General features: G+C 36.3%; 1 protein-coding gene. It reads right to left on the bottom strand.

The window, feature by feature from the left end:
* The coding region (locus D8M05_RS19965; RefSeq protein WP_121134876.1) for an IS110 family RNA-guided transposase at positions 1-1,088 on the bottom strand (1,088 nt) is incomplete at its 3' end.
* Between the last annotated feature and the right edge of the window lie 118 nt (positions 1,089-1,206).

The following is a 1,206-nucleotide window of genomic DNA, read 5'->3' on the forward strand; positions in this document are numbered from 1 at the left end:
TCATGAGTAATTGCCCAAATGAAACCTGCCAGTTCTCTTGCAATTGCTGTAATAGTTTTTCCACTTTCTTTTCCTCGTCCTAATAGACGAAAGTATTTTTTATGCAAACGATTTTGAGCTTTCCATGAAATTGCTAAAATATTAGTTGGTTGTCCTTTTTGTCGTTTTTCCAACTTCCCTTTAACCGCAGGTTGATATCTATAACTCCAAGCTGCCTCTATCAGTAATCTACGTACATGTCGATTCCCTGTTTTAGTTATCTCACCTAATTTACGTGTTACACCACTAGACTTCTCACTTGGTACCAATCCCGTATATGCCATAAATTGTTTAGGTGTTTTAAAGCGTTGGAAGGATCCTATTTCTGCAACTAAACTTGTAGCTGTAATGACGGCTACACCTCTTAATGTCATAAGAGTTTGAATCATTGGTGCGTGAACACCTTCTTTGGATTGGTCTTCAATTTCTTTTTCTAATACTTTTAATCGTTGCTGAAATTCCTTTAATTGCTGCAAATATTCCTGAAATGCCACTTGGGATGCAGATCGTTTAAATTTTAATTTATTTAACCAATCCCAATATTTTACTGTCCATCTTTTAGTACCTTGAGGTGGTTTGATTTCATTTCTTAGAAGAAATTTTGTAAGTCTATGTTTAGCTCTTAATTCATCTTCTTTTACATCTTCACGTGCCCGAACTAAGTCGCGTAGTGCCTCATCGTCTTCAGTTGGTACATAAATAGGTGTTAATTCACCCGCACGATAAAGTTTTGAGAGATTAATTGCATCGCGTTTGTCAGTTTTAACACGATCTCCAGGTTTTTGTGGTATTAACGATGGTGCTATAACTTCACATTCAATATCCATACTCTTAAGAAGTCGATATAATCCATATCCAGTTGGTCCAGCTTCGTAACAAACTCGAAGCTGTTCAGTTTCACCAAGTTTACTCATTAGTTTCCTAATAGCTTCTACAGTAAAGTTAATCATGCCTATATATCTCGGGTCGGAACGACCCTCTTCTGCAACAGCTACTGCAATTTTTTCCGCTGATACGTCTAAACCTACGTATTTTGTGATATCATTCATATTACTAGCTCCTTTCGTATTATAGCTCTGATTTGGTATTTGGGTTTTGTAATGCAGTATTACCAAATTAATCTACGATATTACGATTAAGGGGCTAGTTTCGTTCATGATAACTCCT

The organism is Oceanobacillus bengalensis, from assembly GCF_003628445.1.
In the GTDB taxonomy this organism is placed as follows: domain Bacteria; phylum Bacillota; class Bacilli; order Bacillales; family Amphibacillaceae; genus Oceanobacillus; species Oceanobacillus bengalensis.